Source organism: Acidimicrobiia bacterium (genome assembly GCA_040880805.1).
Taxonomy (GTDB): Bacteria; Actinomycetota; Acidimicrobiia; order IMCC26256; family DASPTH01; genus DASPTH01.
Genome location: JBBDHW010000024.1, coordinates 71,755 through 87,904, shown reverse-complemented (window position 1 = coordinate 87,904; position 16,150 = coordinate 71,755). Strand labels below are relative to the sequence as shown.

16 protein-coding genes and 1 tRNA gene are annotated in these 16,150 nt (G+C 69.4%); 6 read left to right on the top strand and 11 right to left on the bottom strand.

Features of this window, described 5'->3' with window-relative positions:
* Nucleotides 1-41 precede the first annotated feature (41 nt).
* A complete protein-coding gene (locus WD271_05740) occupies nt 42-1,010 on the top strand; it encodes a pirin family protein (protein ID MEX1007329.1) in 969 nt (322 codons plus the stop codon).
* A gap of 23 nt (nt 1,011-1,033) precedes the next feature.
* Entirely contained in the window at nt 1,034-1,996 is a 963-nt protein-coding gene (locus WD271_05735; protein MEX1007328.1) for an aminoglycoside phosphotransferase family protein, read from the top strand.
* On the opposite strand, the gene WD271_05730 is transcribed toward WD271_05735, so the two are convergent.
* Entirely contained in the window at nt 1,989-2,699 is a 711-nt protein-coding gene (locus tag WD271_05730; GenBank protein ID MEX1007327.1) for a GNAT family N-acetyltransferase, read from the bottom strand. The genes WD271_05735 and WD271_05730 overlap by 8 nt on opposite strands.
* Before the next feature lie 103 nt (nt 2,700-2,802).
* Between WD271_05730 and WD271_05725 the strand changes: the two genes are divergently transcribed.
* Genes WD271_05725 through WD271_05715 form a run of 3 tightly spaced genes read left to right on the top strand, consistent with a single transcriptional unit; the run spans nt 2,803 to nt 4,683 of the window.
* Nucleotides 2,803-3,996, top strand: coding sequence for a hypothetical protein (locus WD271_05725; GenBank protein ID MEX1007326.1), 1,194 nt, complete (start codon nt 2,803-2,805; stop codon nt 3,994-3,996).
* A 26-nt stretch (nt 3,997-4,022) separates the two neighbouring features.
* Entirely contained in the window at nt 4,023-4,298 is a 276-nt protein-coding gene (locus WD271_05720) for a type II toxin-antitoxin system prevent-host-death family antitoxin (protein MEX1007325.1), read from the top strand.
* A complete protein-coding gene (locus tag WD271_05715) occupies nt 4,288-4,683 on the top strand; it encodes a type II toxin-antitoxin system VapC family toxin (GenBank protein MEX1007324.1) in 396 nt (131 codons plus the stop codon). Before WD271_05720 ends, WD271_05715 begins: the two co-directional genes overlap by 11 nt.
* A gap of 1 nt (nt 4,684) precedes the next feature.
* On the opposite strand, the gene mazG is transcribed toward WD271_05715, so the two are convergent.
* From mazG to WD271_05675, 8 genes are all read right to left on the bottom strand, one after another.
* Complete coding sequence (mazG, locus tag WD271_05710; GenBank protein MEX1007323.1) at nt 4,685-6,115, bottom strand: nucleoside triphosphate pyrophosphohydrolase; 1,431 nt, start codon at nt 6,113-6,115, stop codon at nt 4,685-4,687.
* Between the two features lie 2 nt (nt 6,116-6,117).
* Nucleotides 6,118-6,732, bottom strand: coding sequence for a hypothetical protein (locus WD271_05705; GenBank protein ID MEX1007322.1), 615 nt, complete (start codon nt 6,730-6,732; stop codon nt 6,118-6,120).
* Nucleotides 6,729-10,094 (bottom strand): transcription-repair coupling factor, encoded by a 3,366-nt coding sequence (gene mfd, locus WD271_05700; GenBank protein MEX1007321.1) that lies wholly within the window; start codon nt 10,092-10,094, stop codon nt 6,729-6,731. The genes WD271_05705 and mfd overlap by 4 nt, the downstream gene beginning before the upstream one ends.
* A 119-nt stretch (nt 10,095-10,213) precedes the next feature.
* Nucleotides 10,214-10,819: an aminoacyl-tRNA hydrolase gene (gene pth / locus WD271_05695; GenBank protein MEX1007320.1), complete on the bottom strand. Its 606-nt coding sequence runs from the start codon at nt 10,817-10,819 to the stop codon at nt 10,214-10,216.
* Between the two features lie 6 nt (nt 10,820-10,825).
* Nucleotides 10,826-11,500, bottom strand: coding sequence for a 50S ribosomal protein L25 (locus tag WD271_05690; GenBank protein MEX1007319.1), 675 nt, complete (start codon nt 11,498-11,500; stop codon nt 10,826-10,828).
* Nucleotides 11,501-11,565: 65 nt separating this feature from the next.
* A complete protein-coding gene (locus WD271_05685) occupies nt 11,566-12,552 on the bottom strand; it encodes a ribose-phosphate diphosphokinase (protein MEX1007318.1) in 987 nt (328 codons plus the stop codon).
* Between the two features lie 4 nt (nt 12,553-12,556).
* The gene (gene glmU, locus WD271_05680; GenBank protein MEX1007317.1) at nt 12,557-13,999 is read right to left on the bottom strand and encodes a bifunctional UDP-N-acetylglucosamine diphosphorylase/glucosamine-1-phosphate N-acetyltransferase GlmU; all 1,443 of its coding nucleotides are present in this window, start codon (nt 13,997-13,999) and stop codon (nt 12,557-12,559) included.
* A 70-nt stretch (nt 14,000-14,069) separates the two neighbouring features.
* Nucleotides 14,070-14,143 (bottom strand) — tRNA-Gln (locus WD271_05675).
* An 87-nt stretch (nt 14,144-14,230) separates the two neighbouring features.
* Between WD271_05675 and WD271_05670 the strand changes: the two genes are divergently transcribed.
* A complete protein-coding gene (locus tag WD271_05670; protein MEX1007316.1) occupies nt 14,231-14,332 on the top strand; it encodes an AURKAIP1/COX24 domain-containing protein in 102 nt (33 codons plus the stop codon).
* Between the two features lie 71 nt (nt 14,333-14,403).
* On the opposite strand, the gene WD271_05665 is transcribed toward WD271_05670, so the two are convergent.
* Entirely contained in the window at nt 14,404-15,294 is an 891-nt protein-coding gene (locus WD271_05665; GenBank protein ID MEX1007315.1) for a hypothetical protein, read from the bottom strand.
* Nucleotides 15,291-16,139 (bottom strand): 16S rRNA (adenine(1518)-N(6)/adenine(1519)-N(6))-dimethyltransferase RsmA, encoded by an 849-nt coding sequence (gene rsmA / locus WD271_05660; protein ID MEX1007314.1) that lies wholly within the window; start codon nt 16,137-16,139, stop codon nt 15,291-15,293. The genes WD271_05665 and rsmA overlap by 4 nt, the downstream gene beginning before the upstream one ends.
* Between the last annotated feature and the right edge of the window lie 11 nt (nt 16,140-16,150).

Here is a 16,150-nt window from a genome sequence, read left to right as displayed (position 1 = left end):
GAGTGCGGAATAGTTGCGCACGCAAGGAGGTTGGCACCTGCATGCCTGCTGTGACCGTCGAGAACCCGCTTGTCCTGCCGAGGATCGCTCGGCCCGACCTCCAGACCTCGGTTGCCCGACCCGTGGGGCAGGTCGTGCCCGCGCATCACGCGGTCGAGGGCGCCGGCTTCGAGGTGTGGCGCCCGTTCCCGGGAGGCGTCGACCTGCACCTCGCCGATCCGTTCCTGTTGCTGGATCAGCTCGGGCCGGTCTCGTACGCGCCGGGCGAGGCGAAGGGCGCGCCCTGGCACCCCCACCGTGGCTTCGAGACCGTCACCTACGTGCTCGACGGCGAGATCTCCCACCACGACTCGAACGGTGGTGGTGGGACGATCGCCGAGGGCGACACGCAGTGGATGACGGCCGGCGCCGGAATCCTCCACGACGAGCTGCCGAGTGAGCGCGCGCTGCGCGAAGGCGGACCGTCACACGGCGTGCAGCTCTGGGTGAACCTCCCCGCCAAGCTCAAGTTCACGCCGGCGCGGTACCAGGCGGTCACGGGTGACAACCTCGTGCTCCTGTCGTCGCCCGACGGTGGGGCGCTGGTTCGACTGATCGCCGGCGACCTCGCGGGTCATCCCGGCCCGGGCTCGACCCACACCCCGATCACCTACGCGCACGCCACCATCTCTCCCGGCGCCGAGCTGTCGGTGCCGTGGAACCCGGAGTTCAACGCGCTCGCGTACGCGCTGGTGGGTCAGGGATACGCCGGAAGGGAGGGGCGTCCCGTGAGCGACCACGATCTCGTGGCGTTCGGTCCCGGTGATGCGCTCACGTTGCGGGCGGCCGACCGTCAGGACGGTCCGTCGTCTGCCCTCGAGGTGCTGTTGCTCGGCGGGCTCCCGATCCACGAGCCCATCGCGCACTACGGCCCGTTCGTGATGAACACGCGCGACGAGATCCTCGAGGCGATCGACGACTTCAACGCCGGCCGCATGGGAACGATCCCCGCGATCGACGTCAGGGGCTGACCCACTTCGGCCAAGCTGGTCGCGTGGACGCAGAGGTTCCCTTCCCCGAGTTGTCGCGCGACGAGCTGACGGCGATCGTTTCGCGGCACGGCCTGGATGTCGACCTCGCGACGATCGAGCGTTTGCCGTCGACCGGGATCATCAACTCGGTGTACGCGCTCGGGTCGGGTTACGTGCTGCGGGTGCCGCGCGCGATCGACGAGGGCTTGCGCGACACGCGCACCGAGTCGGTTGCGGTGCCGATCGTGCACGCGGCGGGCGTGCGGACACCTGCACTGGTCGCATTCGACGACTCGGGTGACCTGCTCGACGTCGCATACACGGTGTACGAGCGCGTCCCGGGTACGAGCTTCGGCTTTTCGTCGTCGGTCGACGCGTCGAGTGCAGGCGTGCTGCGCTCGCTCGGCCGCGAGTTGGCCGTCCTCCACCAGCGCGTCGAGGAGTGCCCGGATCCGAACGGCTGGCTCGACCAGCCGGGCCGCGAAGACGCTCCGGAAGGGTTCCTCGAGGAAGTTCGCGCGGGCGGCTATGTGAACGACGACCTCCATGCGTGGCTGCGGTCGTTGATGGTGCGGCTCGTGCCGGCGGTGCAGGACGCGCGTGGCTACCGACGGTTCCTGCACGACGACGTAAGCCCCGCCAACGTCATGGTCGACCACGGCAGCTTCGCCGCGCTCATCGACTGGGGCGACGCGGGGTGGGGCGATCCGGCGCTCGAGTTCTGCTGCCTCCCTACCCGCGCGGTGCCACGGGTGTTGGCCGGCTACCGCGAGGTCGCACCACTCGACGGCGACGAGACTGCCGAAGCGCGCATCCTCTACGACCACGTCATGACCGCGTGCTACTACGCGACCCGGACGGTCAATTCCGAGGCGCAGAACTGGGGTCGGCCACCCGTCGGCCGCTTCGTCGAGCTGCTCGCGTTCGCGACCGAGCAGCCCGAGGAGTGGGCGCGGTGGGTCGCGTGTGCCGGCGCGCTCAGGTGACCGAACCGCCGGCGCGCCAGTACTCGCCGGCCTGCCGGTCGAGGTAGCCCTCGTCGACGAGGTAGCGGCGCAGCGTCACGAAGTCGCCGGAGTGCGCGCGCAGCCGCTCGTTCACCTCTTGCTCCGCGTAGTGACGACCCGGCTCGAACTCCTGGGCGAGCAGGTCGAGGAGCACGAGCCGCTTGGTGTGCTTCTTGGGGATCACGAGCTTCCCGTCACGCACGAACGGCCGGAGCTCTTCCCTGTCGTGCATCAGGTTCTTGTGGAGGTCGATCACCCAATCCTCGGCGCCACCGTAGACGCCGTCGAGGTATGCCTCGCCACCGTCGTACACGTAGCCGAGACGTACGTAGAGCGCATGCGCCCGGGGATTCAGTGTCGGATTCAGCGCGAGACCAATCTGGCGGCACGTACGGTCGACCGCGAGCGCCTCGATATGTGCGATCAGCGCCGTGCCGATGCCATCGTTGCGCCGGTCGGCGCGCACGAAGAGGTCGCGGAGGTTCGGGTAGCCGGGCTGCCTCGAGGTCCCGCTCCACTCGACGATCACCCAACCGATCGCTTCCTCGTCGTCTTCCCAGGCGACGAACCACTCCGCACCGGTTCGGCGAACCTCGTGTACCCGCTCGTCGTAGTCGACTTCCTCGAACCCAGGCCGAACCCGGAACATCGACGGGACCAACCGCGCGGGCGCGATCTGCACCTCGCCTTCCTACTCCGTTTGGAGTATCTCGGTCACCTCGGTCAGCGGGTAGGTGTCACACCCTCGTGCGATGATGCGGATACGCCTCGAGAGCCTGGCGTGCATGGCTCTCCTTTCGAGTCCCGACGTCTGTGGTCGAGAGGAGGTGCTCATGGCCGGGATCCGCGAACTCGCTCTTCAGTTGCGCGCCGCGTTGGTGTCGTCTGATCCGGGCCTCAGCGCCGGCGAGGTGTGCGCGGAGATCGCCGAGGAGCTCGCGGTCACGGAGAAGGCGTGCACGGCGGCACGCGTGCGATATGCGGCTCGGGCGGTGGAGTGCGGGGAGCATCGCAAGCGTGGGTTCGCGAGCGGTCCCGATTGGGTGGCGCGGTCAGCGGGGTCGTCCACGGGAGAGGCTCGAAGCGAGTTGGCCACGGTCGCCGCGCTCGGGGAGTGTCCCGCGACGAAGGAAGCAGTGGCAGCGGGTGAGGTGTCGTTGGCGCAGGCGGCCGAGATCGTCCGGGTACCGGGCTGTGAAGCCGAGTTGCTGGAAGTGGCGCGCACCGAGAGCCTGCGCGCGTTGAAAGACAAGGCGCGGCGCAAGCACCTCGAGGGCATCTATCCCGAGAAGCTCCACGCCGAGCAACACCGCCGTCGCGAGGTCCGGCACTGGACCGACGAGCTCGGGATGCGCCGCGGCGTGTTCGCGTTCACTCCCGAGTTCGGGACCCGGTTCGCGTACCAGTTGGACGCCGAAACCGATCGTGTCTGGCGCGAAGCCCGTCGTGAGGGGCGCGCCCCGACCCGGGCGCAATGCGCGGCTGACGCGTTCGAGCGGCTGTTCGAGGGGAAGGGGAACGGCACTGTCAGCTCTACCGACCTCATGCTGGTCTACGACCTCAACGGATGGGTGCGGGGGCACACTCATCCTGGTGAGGTCGGCCACATCCTCGGTGGCGGACCATGCCCGGTGTCCGTGGCGCGCAAACTTGCGGTGGACGCGTTCGTCAAGGTCGTCTTGCACGACGGCACCAAGGTCGACACCGTCATCCGCTACGGCCGCCGGCGCCCCGCGCTGTTGCAGACCGTCCTCGGTCTCGGTGACCCGCCGCATTTCGACGGCGTCACGTGCGCGGAGGAGGGTTGCGACCGGCACTTTGGCCTTCAATGGGACCACGTCGACCCGGTCGCGAACCACGGGCCCACCAGCGCTGTGAACCTCCAGCCGCTCTGCTCTCCCCACCACGTGGAGAAGACCGAACGCGACCGCCAAGCCGGGCTCCTCAATGGCCAGCGCAAGAAACGCGCTCCCCCGTGAACCGACAATGTGCTACAAGTAGCATGATGCGATCCGTGGGGATCCGGGAGCTCCGGCAGCGGGCGAGCGAGCTCCTGCGGCTGGTGCAGGCCGGAGAGACGTTCGAAGTGACCGACCGTGGCCGGCCCGTCGCGCTGCTCACTCCGCTGCCCGACCTCTCGCCGCTCGACCGGCTGCGGGCTGCGGGCGAGGTGTCCGAGGCAGAAGGCTCGCTCGATGATTTGCCAGAGCCGATCGAGCCCGTGCCCGGTATGCCGCTTCCATCGGAGATTCTTGCTCGGATGCGGAGCGATGAGCGCTGAGCGCGTCACCTACCTCGATTCGTCGGCGATCGTGAAGCTCGCGCTGCGAGAGCAAGAGTCTCGCGTGCTCCGGCAATATCTCCGTCGGCGCGCGCCGTACGTGTCGAGTGCACTCGCGCGCGTCGAGGTCGCGCGTACGCTACTGCCTCTCGGCGTACCCGCGCTGGAACGCGGTCGAGTCGTACTTGCTCGGGTAGAGCTCGTGCGCATCACTGACCGCGTCCTGCGGACCGCCGGGGAACTCCTTCCCTCCGAGTTGCGATCACTCGATGCGATTCACCTGGCAACCGCGGAAGAACTTCGAGTTGCTCGCATCGTCACGTACGACGACCGTCTCGCCGCCGCGGCGGAGGCCATGGGTTGGACGGTCGCGGCACCTGCGTAGCTCAGGCCGGGGCGGCGGCCTCCAACCAGAGGGCGGCAACGCCGGCTTCGTCGAGCGCGGCGAGATCGAGGTTGCGGTCGACGGCGAGCCGTTCCATCGCCTCGAAGCGCCCGCGGTAGCGCGCCGCCCAACCGCGCAGCGCCGACTCGGCGTCGATACCGCCGGCGCGCGCGACCACGACCGCCGCCGCGAGGATCTGCGCCAGATCGCGCTCGACGGTGCTGTCGTCGGCGCGCAAGCGTGCGACCGCGGTGTCGACGCGGTCGAGCGCCTCGTCGAGGGCGCCCGGATCGAGGCCGACCGACGCGGCCTTGCTGAAGAGCTTGTGCGTGTAGAGGAGCGAGGGCAGCCCCGGAGGGATTCCCTCGACGATCGACGTGCTGCCCAACTCGGCCTTCTTGATCTGTTCCCAATTGCGCACGACATCTGCCGACTCGTCGGCGACGACGTCGCCGAACACGTGCGGGTGCCGGCGCACGAGCTTGTCGTGGATGCCGCGCGCGACGTCGACCATGGTGAACTCGTCGGTCTCTTCCGCGATCACCGCATGGAACACGACCTGGTAGAGGAGGTCGCCGAGTTCGTCGGCCAGCGCGGTGTACGCGGCGGGATCCGGGAGCGCGTCGACCACCTCCACGACCTCGTACGACTCCTCGAGCAGGTAGCGGGTGAGCGACTGGTGGGTCTGCTCCGCGTCCCACGGACAACCCTCCGGATCACGCAGGCGCTTCGTGAGTTGCAGCAAGCGGGCGACCTCGTGCGCAGCGCCGACTGCGCTCGTGTCCACGTCGACGAACAGTGAGGTCAGGTGATCGGGCTCGATGACCCGGTCGAGCTCGACGAGTGGAACCCGCTCGACGCGTTCCTCGGCGAGGCCGAGACGCTGGAGCACGGTTATCGGCGTTTCCGGATCGAGGTGTTCGAGGAGCGCGAGCTTCACGTCCGAGAGCACGAGCACGTGGTCGCACTGTCCGATGAGCACGGGACCCGAGAGCTCGACGTCATCGATCACGCGAGCGTCGACGACGCGCGCCTCGCGCGCCATCGGGTCGACGCCGAGCCGCGCCCACGCGAGGTCCGCGAACGACAGCCCCGGAACGACGTCGAGGTCCACGCCGCGCTCGCGCAGCAGCACAACAGTTCGCTCCGCGACGGCAGGGTTCCCGGGGACCGCGTACACGACGCCCTGTCGCGACGTCGCCTCGACGAGCGCGTCGACCATACGCGTGTACGCCGACTCCAGGTCGGGCGCGGCGTCGTAGACGTCGTCGAACGACGTGAAGGTGATGCCGACGGCCTCCAGCTCTGCAACCGCCGGATGACGGCGGGTGCGCACGAAGCGGACCGTCGCCGATTCGAGCGCTTCCCGAGCAGCCGGGAGCAGGTAGCCCGTCCCCGCGGGACCGAGCCCGACGACGATCAGGCGGCCCACCGCTACTGCTCGGGTGGCAGCACCGGCACGACCCTTCGACACGAAGTCGGAGGACAGATCCCGAGCTTGCGCGCGTTCCATGTGCCGTAGTGAGGGTCGAGCACGATCGTCGACGTGCGAGCTTCCTTGGTCATGGCCGTACGGGCGGCCGACACCGAACCGAGCTCCTTGATCAGGTTGGAGAGCGACGCCTGGAGCTGCGCGAGCTGCGTGATCGCCGAGTCGGACATCCCGTCGAAGACACCCTGCGAGCTCAGCGACTTCTTGGCCGCGTCGAGCTGCTTGCTCGTGACCGGGGTACCCCGGCGTTCGAGGATCTGGTCCGACAGCTCGGTCTCCACTCGAAACGCCATCCACTGCGCGCCGGCGATCGAGTTGAGCGCGCCACTGGTGGTCTTGAACGTCGCGCCGCCCTGCGAGTACGAGTTCGCGAAATACGCGCTGTCGGCAAAGCCCTTCAGCTCGGAGTCGAGGTCCTGCTGGGACGTCTTGTCGCTGTTCACCTGGAGCCCGGTGGGCGAGAGATCGGTGGCCGTCACGGCGATTCCGGCGCCCACGACCACGACGAGGGCGATCACCACGACGACGACCAGGCTGGTGGACAGGTACCGCTTCATCGCGGTGCGGAGACTACTGCCGCTGGAGGCACGAGCTTCCCGAACAGCGCGACCAGTGTGGACGCCGCGGCGGTGGGCGCTACGGCGAGTGGAACGGCAACTTCACCGTCGTCCTTGGCCACGGCATTCGGCACCAATCGCCGGAGCCGGACCTTCTGTGACTCCTTCAGGCTGAGCCCCGCGACGCGCGCGGTGTTGCGCTGGACCGTGATCGAACGGATACCGAGGCGCGCGCACTCGGCGCGCAGGCGCGCCACGTCGAGCAGCGCGATCGCGGGCGCGGGCGGCGGGCCGTAGCGGTCCTCCCATTCGGCGCGGATGTCTTCGACGTCGGCTGGATCGGTGACCGCGGCGAGGCGCCGGTACGCCTCCATGCGCACGTCGTCGCGCGCGACGTAGTCACGCGGGAGGTTGGCGTTTACGGGGAGATCCACCGTGATCTCGAGCGGCTCCGGCACGGGCTCACCCTTGAGCTCGCCGACGGCTTCGGTGACCATCTGGCAGTACAGGTCGAAGCCGACCGCGGCGATGTGCCCCGACTGCGCCGCACCGAGCAGGTTGCCCGCGCCGCGGATCTCGAGGTCGCGCATCGCGATCTTGAACCCCGAGCCGAGGTCGGTGAACTCGCCGATCGTCTTCAGTCGCTCGTAGGCCTCCTCGGTGAGCACGCGGTCGGGCGGATGGAACAGGTACGCGTACGCGCGCTGCCCACGACGACCGACCCTCCCGCGGAGCTGGTAGAGCTGCGCGAGCCCGAGCAGGTCGGAGCGGTCGACGACGAGCGTGTTGACCGTCGGCATGTCGAGGCCGCTCTCGATGATCGTCGTGCACACGAGCACGTCGTACTCGCGTTCCCAGAAGTCCTGCACCACGCGCTCGAGACGACTCTCGTCCATCTGGCCGTGCGCGACCGCGACGCGCGCTTCGGGCACCAGCGCCCGCACGTTCTCGGCGACGAGCTGGATGTCGCGCACTCGGTTGTGCACGTAGAACGCCTGGCCCTCGCGGAGCAGCTCGCGGCGGATCGCCTCGGCCGCGGCATGGTCGTCGTACTCACCGACGTAGGTGAGGATCGGTTGGCGGTCTTCCGGTGGCGTGTTCACGAGCGACAGATCGCGGATCCCGGTGAGTGACAGCTCCAAGGTCCGAGGGATCGGCGTGGCGGTGAGCGTGAGCACGTCGACGCTGGCGCGCAGGTGCTTGATGCGTTCCTTGTGCTGCACCCCGAAGCGTTGTTCCTCGTCGACCACCAGCAAGCCGAGGTTCGGCACCTTCACGTCGTCCGAGAGCAGCCGGTGCGTGCCGATGACGACGTCGACCGAGCCCGCTTCCAGGTCGCGGATGACGGCCGACTGCTCTCGCGGCGAGAGGAAGCGCGAGAGCACCTCGACCCGCACCGGGTAGTTGGCGAAGCGGTCACGGAACGTCTGGCCGTGCTGGCTCGCCAGGAGCGTGGTGGGGACGAGCACCATCGCCTGCTTGCCGTCCTGCACCGCTTTGAACGCGGCGCGCACCGCGACCTCGGTCTTGCCGTACCCGACGTCGCCGCACACAAGGCGGTCCATCGGGATCGGCTGCTCCATGTCACCCTTCACGTCGTCGATGGCGCGGAGCTGGTCGGGCGTCTCCTCGAAGGGAAACGCCTCCTCCACCTCTTGCTGCCACGGGGTGTCGGGCGGAAAGGCGTGACCGGGCGTGGCGAGCCGCTGCCGGTAGAGCACCACGAGCTCTTCGGCAATCTCCTGCACCGCGCTGCGCACCTTCGCCCGCTGGCGCTCGAAGTCGGCGCCGCCCATGCGGTTCAGCGACGGCGACTCGCCACCCGTGTACTTGCGCACGAAGCCGACCTGGTCGGTGGGCACGTACACCATGCCGTCGCGGAACCGCAGTGACAGGTAGTCGCGCTCGACGCCGCCCATCGTGAGCGGCTTCATCTCGAGATAGCGGCCGACGCCGTGCACGTAGTGCACGACGTAGTCGCCGGGATGAAGATCGTCGTAGTAATCGGCGCCGCGCCGCGCGCCGCGCGCGCGACGGTGCACTCGCCGACGTCCCGTGAGGTCAGCCTCGGCGACGAGCGCGAGGCGCGCGCCCGGCAGCACCACCCCGCGCCCGATCGGCGCAACGACGAGGTCGAGCACACCGTCGACGCCTTCCGACGCGAGCACATCACGCAGGCGTTGCGCAGAACCGGTACCTTCCGCCGCGAGCACAACTCGGTATCCCTCGCCCGCGAGCGCGCGCAACCGGCGCGCCAACGCGTCGGTGTCACCCACGACGGGGTCGAAGGCGGTGGCCGCGACCCTCGGCGTGTCGGGACCTTCGGGGGTTGCGAGCAACGACACCGCGCCCGCCTTCGTGTGCGCGAGGAGGCGGTCGAAATCGAGCGACAAGCGCTTGAGCTCACCGTCGTCGGTTGCGTCCCAAGTGACCGAGAGTGTCGCCGCGAGCGCGGCCTCGTCGTCGAGCAGTTCCTGCGCGCGGTCGCGCATGCGCTTCGGCTCGACGAGCAACGTGAGCGCACTGTCGGCCAGCAGATCGGGGAGGAGGTGCTCGCGCTCGGACAGCCACGGCAGCCACGACTCCATGCCGTCGAACACCTGTCCTTCGGCTAAGCGTTCCCACTGCTCGCGTCCCCAGGGATGTGTGCGCACGAGCTGTGCCGCGCGCTCACGGACCGCGTCGGTCGGGAGCAGCTCACGCGTGGGGAAGATCCACACCTCGTCGACGTCGTGCGTGGAGCGCTGGTCGGCCACCGCGAACGCGGAGAGCCGATCGACCTCGTCGCCCCACAGGTCGATCCGCACGGGATGGTCGTCGGTGGAGGGATACACGTCGACGATCGACCCGCGCACGGCAACCTCACCGCGCGCCTCCACCTGGTACTCGCGCCGGTAGCCGCTCGCCACCAGCGTGGCGACGAGCTCGTCGCGGTCGAGCCGCTCGCCCGGCCACACCACGACCGGCTCCACCTCCTCCACGTGAGGTCCCAGCCGCTGCACGAGGGCCCGGACCGGAGCGACCACGACGGTCGGTGCGTGGTCTGCGGACCGGAGCCGCCAGAGCACCCGGAGGCGGCGGCCCATCGTCTCGAGCGACGGCGACACCCGCTCGAACGGCAGCGTCTCCCACGCCGGGAACAGCTCGACCGCGCCAAATCCCGGGGATTCGGCGCCGAGGAACTGCGCAAGGTCTCGAGCCAGGCGCTCGGCCTCGGCGCCCGTCGGGACGGCCAGGAGCAGCGGCCGGCGCGTGGTGGCCCCGGCGAGCGCGGCGACGAACAGCGCCCGGGCCGCTTCCGGTACCGCCACCGCGGTGGCGCGGGCGATGACGGCGCGCACCGCCGGCTCCTCGGCGAGCATCGCCGGGAGCGTGGCAAGCGGGAGGGAAGCGGGGGAAGGTGAAGGCATAGGGACGCGACGAAGGCCCGGATACCGCGCGGTACCCGGGTCAGAGCACCATGTTACGCGTCGATCAGGCGTCAGTTGAAGCGGTTCATCGCGACATCGACGCCGTCGGTCGCGATGCACTCGACCGCATCCGCAGCCTGTTCGATCGTCACGGCGATCTCGCCGCGCTCCCGCTTCGAGAACCGGCGCAGTACATGATCGACCCCACGCTCCTTCGACTGCGGCTTGTCGACGCCGATGCGCACGCGCTGATAGTCGTCGGAGTGCAGGTGCGACGAGATCGAACGGAGGCCGTTGTGGCCCGCGAGCCCGCCACCCGACTTCACCCGCAGCACGGCAGTGGGAAGGTCGAGCTCGTCGTGCACGATCACGATCTGGGTGGGCTCCACGCCGAACCGGCGCGCCAACGCGGCGACCGCGAGGCCGGAGTCGTTCATGAACGTGAGCGGCACCGCGAGCGCGACGCGCTTGCCGCCGATCGTGACCTCGACTGTCCGCGCCCGCTCTTTGCTCTTGCGCAGCGACGCGCCCTGACGCTTGGCGAGCAGCTCGACCGTGTCCGCGCCGACGTTGTGCCGCGTGTGTGCGTACTCGTCGCCCGGATTGCCGAGCCCCACGACGAGCAGGTCGGCGCGCGTGCCCGAGCGCGGCGCGCGACCGGGCCGCCGCAGTCTCACGGCGAGCTACTCGCCGCCGTCGCCGCCCTCGGACGGCGCCCCACTCGGCGCCTCGGCAGCGGCGCCTTCGACGGCCTCGCCCTCTTCGCCCTCGACCGGCTCCTCCTCGACCTCTTCCTCGACCACGACGCGCGGTGCCGCGACCTGTGCGACGACGGTCTCGGGATCGAGTTGGGTCGTGACGTCGGCCGGGAGTGAGAGGTCGGACGCACGGCGCTGGTCACCGATCACGAGCTCCGACACGTCGAGCTCGAACACCACCGGAATGTTCCCCGGCATGGCTTCCACGGTGACGCTGAACACGAGTTGCTCGAGCAGTCCGCCGTCGCGCACGCCCGCGGGCTCGCCCAGGAGGTGCAGCGGCACATCGGCGGCCACCGCGACGTCGCGGCGGATACGGATGAAGTCGACGTGGACCAGCTCATCCCGCGTGGGGTGGCGCTGGATCTGCCGGACGAGAGTGAGCATGGAGTCGCCACCCAGCTCGAGGTTGATCAACGTGTTGGCGCCACTCTCCCCCGAGAGGATGCGGCCAAGGTCGCGCGACGGCACGGTGACGGTGACGGTGTCGTTGCCGAGGCCGTACACGACGGCCGGCACAAAGCCCTCGCGGCGCAGCCGCCCGGCAGGGCGGGAGCCGAGGTCAGACCGCGGAACTGCAGCGAGGGTGATGTCGGGCATGGCGCGCGGAACCTTTCGGAGCCGAGGAAGGGCCGGGAGATAGGGCGGTCGGAAGGCCCGTCAGTCTACAGGTTGTCGCCCCGGAAGATCTCGCTGACGCTGGTGTCGCAGAACACGGCGTCGAGCGCCTCGGCAACGATCGGCGCGATCGAGAGCACCGTGAGGCTGTCGAAGTGCTTGTCGTCGGGGATCGGCAGCGTGTTCGTGACGACGACCTCGCGGATAGGAGCGTTCTTGAGCCTGTCGACGGCGGGGCCGGACAGCAGGCCGTGGGTGGCGGCGATGATGATCGACTCCGCGCCGCGCTCCACGAGGAGCTGCGCCGCGCTCGTGAGCGTGCCGCCGGTGTCGATCATGTCGTCGATCAGCACGCAGGTGCGCCCCTCGACCGCGCCGACCACCTCGGTGGCGACGGCGACGTTATGCGTGCCCTTCGGGCGGTGCTTGTCGACGAACGCGAGCTCGGCGGCGGTGCCGGTCTCGACGAGGCAGTTCGCGAACCGGCGGGCGAGCTTGCCGCCACCCGCGTCGGGAGCGACAACAGTGACGGCTTCGCCCGTGATCTCGCGGCCCACGTAGTCGGCGATCAGCGGCACCGCGGTGAGGTGGTCGACCGGGAAGTCGAAGAACCCCTGGATCTGCCCCGTGTGCAGGTCGACGGTGACGACGCGATCGGCACCCGAGGCGGTGAGCAAGTCGGCGAGAAGACGCGCGGTGATCGGCTCGCGTCCCTCTGCCTTCCGATCTTGACGCGCGTAGCCGTAGAACGGTGACACCGCCGTGATACGGCGCGCCGACGCGCGCTTCGCGGCGTCGATCATGATGAGCTGCTCGATGATGCGATCGTTGATCGGCTCGCAGTGCGTCTGGAGCACGAACACGTCGGCACCGCGGATGCTGTCGTCGTAGCGGCAGTACAGCTCGCCGTTGGAGAAGCTCGAGAGCGTCACCGGCGCGAGCGGAACTTTCAGGTTCTCGGCGATCTCCTCGGAGAGCGCGGTGTGGCCACGACCCGCGAAGAGCAGCAACCGCTTCTTCGAGACCAACTCCATCGGGTTACGCCCCTTCGCCGTTCTCTCCGTCGTCCGCCTCGTCATTGTCGCGCTTCGCCACCCACTCTTCCTCGATCCTCGCCGGCACACCTTTGGCCATCGCACCCGGCGGCACGTCACGGTTCACCACCGCGCCCGCCCCCGTGTGTGCGCCGTCGCCTACCTCGACCGGTGCAACGAAGACGGTGTTCGACCCGCTGCGTACGTCTTTGCCGATCTTCGTGCGATGCTTCCGGCGCCCGTCGTAGTTCGCGGTGATGTTGCCCGCCCCGATATTGGTGCGCTCTCCTACGTCGGCGTCGCCCACGTAGGAGAGGTGCGGCACTTTGGCGCCGGTACCGATCTCGCTGTTCTTGATCTCGACGAATGTCCCGAGATGCGCGTCGTCGGCCACTCGGGTGCCCGGACGCAACGACGCGTACGGGCCGCAGGTAACCCGGTCGCCGATCTCGCACTCGAACGCGACCGACTGGCGGATCACGACGTCGCGCCCGACGACGGTGTCGACGAGCTGTACGTCGGGCCCGATCACCGAGCCGCCGTGCACGACGGTGTGCCCCTCGAGGATCGTGCCCGGCAGCAAGCGGATGTCGGGTTCGAGCTCGACCGATGCGTCGATGTAGGTGTGGCTGGGATCGACCATCGTGACGCCGGCCCGCATCCATCGGTCGTTGATGCGCCTCCGCAGCTCGGCCTCGGCCACCGCGAGCTGCGCGCGGTCGTTGACCTGCAAGACCTCCATTGGGTCGTCGACCTCGATGCCGTCGACGACGTGCCCGGCCTGGCGCAGCACGGCGACGACGTCGGTGAGGTAGTACTCGCCCTGCGCGTTCTCGGGAACGAGACGGCGCAAAGCGGGCGCGAGAAGCCCGCGCCGGAAGCAGTAGATCGACGGGTTGACTTCGTCGAGCGCGAGCTCTTCGGGCGTGGCGTCCGGCTCTTCGACGATGCGCTCGACGTGATCGCTCGCGTCACGCACCACACGCCCGTAGCTCGACGGGTCGTCGAGTCGCGCGGTGAGCAGCGTTGCTGCCGCGTCGCCGAGACGATGCTCGGTAGCGAGCATCGCGAGCGTCTCGGGGCGGAGCAGCGGTGCATCGGCGAACACGACGAGTACGTCGTCCTCGCCGTCGAGCTCGTCCGCGAACGCCGTGAGTCCCACCGCGACCGCGTCGCCGGTGCCGCGCTGGACGGTCTGCTCGACGAACTCGACCGGCACGTCGGTGACGAGGTTCTCCTGGATGGTCTTCGCCACGTCTTCGGCGCCGTGACCGACGACGACCACGATTCGGTCGAGCGGGAGCGCGGCGAGGGAGTCGAGCACGTGCAGGACCATGGGACGGCCGCACAGCGGGTGCAGCATCTTGGGCGTGCCGGACCGCATGCGCGTGCCCTCGCCTGCGGCGGGCACGACAGCAGAGAGCGGGCGACGGTGCTGACCGGGCATCTCTCGTGCTTTCCTTCCCCTTCTCACTCGTTCTGGCTCGCTCGTTGCGCTTTCCCTCACGAGGTGGTCGTGGCTCGGGGGCGAGGTCTCGAACCTCGACTTGGGACTCCAAAGGACCCCGTGCTGCCGTTACACCACCCCCGATCGTTCCCTCGACCCTACTCTCGACCGGCCGGAGTTTTGGACACGGTTGTGGCGCAAAGCCGTTGCGCGACTAGCGTTCACGCCGCCATGGGCTCCCTGATCAAGAAGCGCCGCAAGCGAATGCGGAAGAAGAAGCACAAGAAGCTTCTCAAGCGCACGCGCTGGCAGCGCCGCCAGCAGGGCCGCTGAGGCACCCGACCTCCAACTTGCGTCAGCTGTGGGCGCTATACGCCCTCTGCTGACGCAGGTTCGTTGCGAGATCAGGCGAGGCGCACGCCGCGCGAGACGGTCGTGGTGCCGACCACGGGGACACGCAGGCGACGGCTCACTTCCTCGGCCAGGCGCGGGAGCGCGCGTGCGTCCTGCACCGGCACCACATAGGCCGATCCGCTCCCGGCGAGCAACGCGGGACGCTCGGTGGTTGCCTCGAGCGCGGTGCGGAACTCCACCAGGCGTGGCTCGAGCGCCTCGGCCGCCGGCTCGAGATCGTTCGCAAGCTCGGGCAGGAGCGCGCTCACCCGACGCGGTGCGGGCACGGTGCGCGTGGCGCGCGGGCCGCCCATATCGTCCCACGTGCGGTACACCTCCTGCGTCGACAGGCGGAACGGGGGGATCGCGACGACGAAACCAATACCGTGCGGCAGCGACACGTCCTCGATCACTTCGCCGCGCCCGCGCATCCAGGCCGCGCCACCCCACACGCAGAACGACACGTCGGAACCGATCTCGGCCGCGAGCTCGGCGATGCCCGCGTCGTCGACGTCGACGTCGAGGAGCCGGCGAACCGTGAGCAGCGCGGCCGCGGCGTCCGCCGACGCACCGCCGAGCCCGGCGCCCGGAGGAATCTGCTTTCGCACGACGAGGCGGACGCCGTGCCCCGAGCGACCCGCGCGCACCAGGAGCTTCTCCGCCGCGATGAACGCGAGATTTCGATGGTCGGTGGGCACGTCCTTCGCCGCGTCGTCGCCGACCACTTCCACCTGCACGCCACCCGGCGCCGGTACCGCGTACGCCTCGAGCACGTCGTGCGGCTGGCCGAGCGACACGACCAGCGCGTCGAGGTCGTGGAAGCCATCAGGACGCCGCCCGAGGACCCGCAACGAGAGCGTGAGCTTCGGGTACGCGGTGGCGCGCACGCGTGCGAGCCTCATGCTGCTGCCGCGCTCCGAGCGAGCGCCGCCCACTCCTCCAGGCCGAGCGTCTCTGCACGCGCAGTGGGCGCCACACCGGCAGCTTCGAGCACCTGCGCGGCCTGCGCGCCGAGCACCGGACGCAGCGAGCTGCGGAGCATCTTGCGCCGCTGCGCGAACCCGCTGCGGACGAGCGCGAACAGTTCGGCCTCCGACGGCACCGACACCGGCGGTGCCTCCCGCCGGCGCAGGCCCACGAGCGCAGACTCCACCTTCGGTCGCGGGACGAACACCGTCGGCGGCACGGTGCCGAGCAACGAGGCAGCGGCGTAGTAGGCAACCTTCACCGACACCGCTCCGTATTCAGGATCGCCGGGCCCCGCCGCAAGTCGTTCCCCCACCTCTCGCTGCACCATCACCACGATCCGAGTGACGGCCGGCGCCCCCTCGAGCAGCCGCACCACTACGGGTACCGCCACGTTGTAGGGGAGATTCGACACGCACGACCACTCGGAGCCGTCCATCAACACCGCCGACCAGTCGACGGACGCCGCATCGGCCACTCGCACCTCGACCGTGTCACGCCCGACCCCTGCCCGATCGAGCACCGACTCGAGCACGCGTGCGAGCGTGGCATCCACCTCGAGCGCGAGTACGCGCGCGCCGCGCTCGAGGAGCGCGAGGGTCAGCGAGCCGAGGCCGGGGCCGATCTCGAGGACGGCATCGCCGGGCTGCACCGCGGCGAGGGTCGTCACCCGCCGCGCGGTGTTGGGATCGGCGAGGAAGTGCTGTCCGAGGCTCTTCTTCGGACGGATCCCGTGCTCCGTCAGCAGCGCGCGGACTGTCGCCGGCGTGAGCATGTCCATGGGGCGCACAA